Source organism: Chelonobacter oris, assembly GCF_000772535.1.
GTDB lineage: Bacteria > Pseudomonadota > Gammaproteobacteria > Enterobacterales > Pasteurellaceae > Chelonobacter > Chelonobacter oris.
Genome location: NZ_JSUM01000021.1, coordinates 1 through 4,617 on the forward strand (window position 1 = coordinate 1; position 4,617 = coordinate 4,617).

Sequence of the window (4,617 nt, forward strand, 5' to 3'; positions counted from 1 at the left end):
GGCGGTCAGGTTGATGTTACCGGCGTTAAACTCACTGCCGCTGTGGGTCACTTGGGTGCTGTTGCCGGTTTGGGTCGATTGGCTCGCCCCGACACTCACCGAAACTTTCACCTGAGGATGGGAGACCGCACCTTCCTGCATTGCGCCGTTTGCCATGCTGCCCAGCGTATCGGCTGTCGCCGCCGCCGACTGTGCCGCCATCGCCGCTTCCGTTGCCGCTTTCACTTTATACAGTGCCGATAAGCGGCTGTCTTTCACCGCCGCACTGCGTTTCAGGTTTTTTTGCATCGCAAAGGCCGCATCCGTCACCGGTGTGGACAGCGCAACCGTTAAACCGGATTGTTTAAATTCATGCCGTTCCGCGCTGTCGATAATGTCTTTACCCGCCTCGACTTTTAAGGTTTTGCCCTGAATGTTGATGCTTTTGTCCGCTTGTGCAATTAAATCCGTAGCCAATACATTAGCATGGTTGCCGGCGGCTATTGTCACATTGCCGCCCAAGCTGCCAATCGTGGCGCGTGCATCGCTTTGGGTTATGCCCTTCTCGTCATAGTGGTGCGATTCGGATTTGGAACCAAAGGTCACGCCGATGCCGCCACTACTCATCAGACCGGATTTTTTGGTTTCACGCCGGTGCACTTCCTGATACTGATTTGTTGCCGCCAAAATATCAATATTATTCTGCGCCATCATATCCGCATCCCGCTCTGCGACAATTGAGCCTCCGGTCAGTTGAATATCATTACCGGCTTTCAATAGGATACTTTCACCGCTTAAATGCGAACCTTTCTGCTGAATTTGATTAAGGCTGTCAAACATGGTTTCACTCGATTTGGAAAGTGCCGAACTATGCTTATTATGGTGAAATTCTTCATAATTGCTGCTGTTTGCCACGGCATTTAACACGATATTATTTTCAGCCAACGCAATTAATTTTTGTCCGGCTTCTATTTCCGCTCCCTCAGAATAAATATTTTTTGCGTCCAATTTGACATCCCCGCCGCCTTGGATACGACTGACAATAACATGCTCTTCCGATGTATTACGGTAATGATCGCCTACACCCATTTTTTCACTAATATCAATATTCGTCACACCCAAACTTAGGTCGTTTTTCGCTGAAATCCGAGTAAGTCCACGCCCCTGATTAATAATATCCACCCCGTTTGCAGCAATATTTGTTGCCGACATCTGCAACATTCCATGCTCACCTTTCACATACAACAGTCCTTTTCGAGACAATTGGGTTTCAGTACGTTGATAGCCGGTCAAATCAACTTCACTTGCGCTTGTCGTATTAGCCAATGTGATATCGCCGCCTACGTTCAATAATAACGCTTGATTCGCTTCAATGGCGCCACCGAGATTTTCCATATTGCCTGTAATATCCGCAATGAAAATATCGCCGCTGATCTGACCTGCATTATTCAGCGATCCACCACTAAGTTTGATTAATTGTCGCCCCGCAAGTACGCCGTCATTGATAAGATGCCGTGTATTTAAATTCAATTTATCAGCTGAGAGCAATGAACCCGAACCCTTGAGATCATCCGGTTTTGTGACAACATAAACTTTAGGCACTAAAACATCTGCTTTGCTTCCATCAGACAATATTATCGATTCTGATTCAAGCCATACTATGTCCGTTGTCAATTGGGCAACTTGGGCATTCGTGAGTCTAATTCCCGGGCGAAGATTAAACCGCCGCGCCGTAGAAACGCCCGCCTCCATTAACGCCCGATATTGGCTATCAAAATCAGTATATTCTCCGGTAAATTGTCGTCCCGTTAAGCGATTAATTTGCTCAAGCACCAAACGTTGCTCATAATAACCGTCCCCTAAGCGTTTATGCATACTATTTGGTTCATAACGTAACTGATCAAACATGTAATCACTACTCAACCATTTTCTGTATTGAGTAAAATCCGGATCAGTTTCAATGAGATAATGACTTTCCGCATCAGGATTAATTTTGTATAAACTCTGGGCAGGTAAACGGGTATCAACCTGCATACTTCTGACTTCTATCGGTTGCAGCTCTCCCAATTCTCGAATGCCTGCTACTCGTGACGGCGCTGATAAAGTTGTCGGCTGAAGATTGGTTTGTGTTTCTGATGATAAGTCAAGTGACACACCGGAAGCCAACTTAATTGATGGCAGCGAATCATCACTGTTCGGCAAATTGACCGTTTCCACTGCGGCAACTCTTTGCGGGACAGCATGTTCAATAACAGAATACATTTTTAAATCCAATGGCAATTTTTCAATTCGCAATACCGGACCTTCTTGATCACCGTGCCAGCGCCATTTACTACCAAATGGGCCTCCATCACTCCAAGCATCATACCAATGTTTTATACCATGGTATTCTGCTCTGGTTTCACCCCACGCCGTTTTATTTTGAATTAGTTCGGCAGCCGATGATGAAACAATTTCCCCGCCTGAAATAATCGTACTTTTATCATTAATTAAACTATTACTGCCGAGTAAAATATCACCTCCGGCTAATATTTGCCCCGGCAAAGACGTTTTTACCGTCGTTTTAAACACTTTTTTCTCGTTAACTTTGATTGACCACCGCTCACTCAAATTAGTGTTATATTGGCTGTTATGCTGCTGAATTTTAGTATTAAGCTGAGCAAAAGAATCCGCTTTCTTTTCAACCCATTCTTTATATGGATTTAAAGCTTCATTATAAGCCTCAACTTCTAATTTATAAGCCTGTAAATCTTTTAAATATTCTTCAAAACGCCGTGAGCCGTTGCTGCTAAACCATATCCAAGGCTTTTTAGGCTCTTCTCTTACTATAGGCAAATGCGATAAATCAGGCGCCGATTCTTTCGGTGCGGAAACATCAAACCGTTCCCATATTGCATCATTTTCAACATATAATGTAGTCGGTTTATAATAACAAAGTGAGTTATCCGCTTTCAAACAGTTAGTCGTGTTAGCCTCGGGAATATAGCCGGCATCTAATTCATCATCCGCTAGTTTTCGATTTAAATTCTTATTCCAACCATGATCATAAACCCCATTTCCCAATCCGACTTGAACAAATCGATCTATTTTTACCCTATGCCCCGTGTTAAGATCCTGATTAACCGGATTTAAAATAATGTATTCGATAGAATTACGATCCCCTTCTTCAGGATATTCTAAAATCTGTGTTGAAAAGTGTTCATTTGAATTAATGGTTTCTCTTACATTTAAATTTATCTTTTTTACAGCTTCAATAATACCACTACGATTCCATAAATGCTCTGCAACGCCTTCTGCTTCGTCCGCTTGATTTAATGTCCTACCAAAAATCATTTCGCCGTCACTATAAAGCGTTGCTCCATTTTTTTTATCTTCTGTATAATGACGAGTCTCATTTATAATGTCTTTGGCTGCCAAAATCAGTTTTTCACGCGAAGCAATCGTCCCGGATTTTATTTCGCCTTGAATCAGGTCATCCATATTCAATATTTTTTCTGCCTGCAAGGCAACATAATCACCATAAATTCGACCGGAGCCTATATTTTCTATTATATTCCCTTTAATAACTGTTTTCGCTCCACCATTCTCATTATCACTATTTATTAATCCCTTATTATTTAATCGGTTATTTAATGATATCTTTGTATCTGCTCCGTGAATTATGCCGGTTTCCGTATTAACCAAGTCATTGGCATTCAATTGTAATGTACCTTCAGAAAACAATTGAGCCTGATTAATTAAATGACCTGCGGTACTGAATACAAAATTCGTTTTCGCTTTCATGTCGGTCGTTGACACAAAATCGTCTTGTAACCCGATGGAAAGTGTGCCGTGACTTTCGATTTTTCCGTCGCCACTGAGACGTTTTGCCTGAATAGACAACTGTTCGCCACTTTCGATCACGCCTTGACGATTGATGATCTGCAACGTATCACCGGCGAGCGATAGCGTTTTCAGCGCAATCAGTTCACCCTCCTGATTATCAAGTTTCTGTGCCAAGGTTAACGTTACGCTATTATCGGCATAAACTCCCCCGCGTTGGTTATCCAATGCTTGGGCTGTGAGTCGAATATGACTTGCCGCCATTCCCTGCATCGGGGCGGTTTGACTCGCTGCGGCTTTGGTGTCGCTGTTATTCAGTTGGCGGGTATCAATCGTCAGGGTTTGACCGGCTTGAATAAATGAACCGTTATCAGCCACTCTCTGATTCTGAATATCAGCCGCCCTCAGGATCAAATCCTGCTCGGCTCGTAAACTGCCGCCTTGGTTATCAATGTTAGACACAGTGATGCTCATTTGACCGGCGGTGGTAATTTCACCTTGCTCGGTATTGTTCAGCATATCGCTATTCACTGAAAGTGCGGTTTCAGCAATAATGTGCCCCTGCTGATTCTCGATCTTATCTTCAGCAGTTAAATTCAGCCGATCGCGAGAAGCAATGAGGCCTTGTCGATTGGTCAAGGTATTTGCCGTCGAAAGCGCTAAACCGTGCGTATTGATCATCCCACCGGCATTGTTGATCTTACCAATCGCTTTCAGTGTCGCCATGCCATTGGCAACGATTTTACCTTGTCGGTTATCCAGTTGGCCGCTTAGTGTCAGCAATTGTGTCTGTCGACTGCCGATAAAACCGTTCTG

Annotated in this window: 1 protein-coding gene and 1 pseudogene; both read right to left on the bottom strand. The window is 43.7% G+C overall.

Features of this window, described 5'->3' with window-relative positions; translation table 11 throughout:
• Nucleotides 1-4,440: hemagglutinin repeat-containing protein (locus tag OA57_RS11630; RefSeq protein ID WP_235424673.1), on the bottom strand; the 4,440-nt coding region annotated here is incomplete at its 3' end.
• 99 nt (nt 4,441-4,539) lie between these two features.
• Nucleotides 4,540-4,584, bottom strand: a pseudogene (locus OA57_RS12990) (hypothetical protein); the annotation flags it as partial.
• Nucleotides 4,585-4,617: the final 33 nt, after the last annotated feature.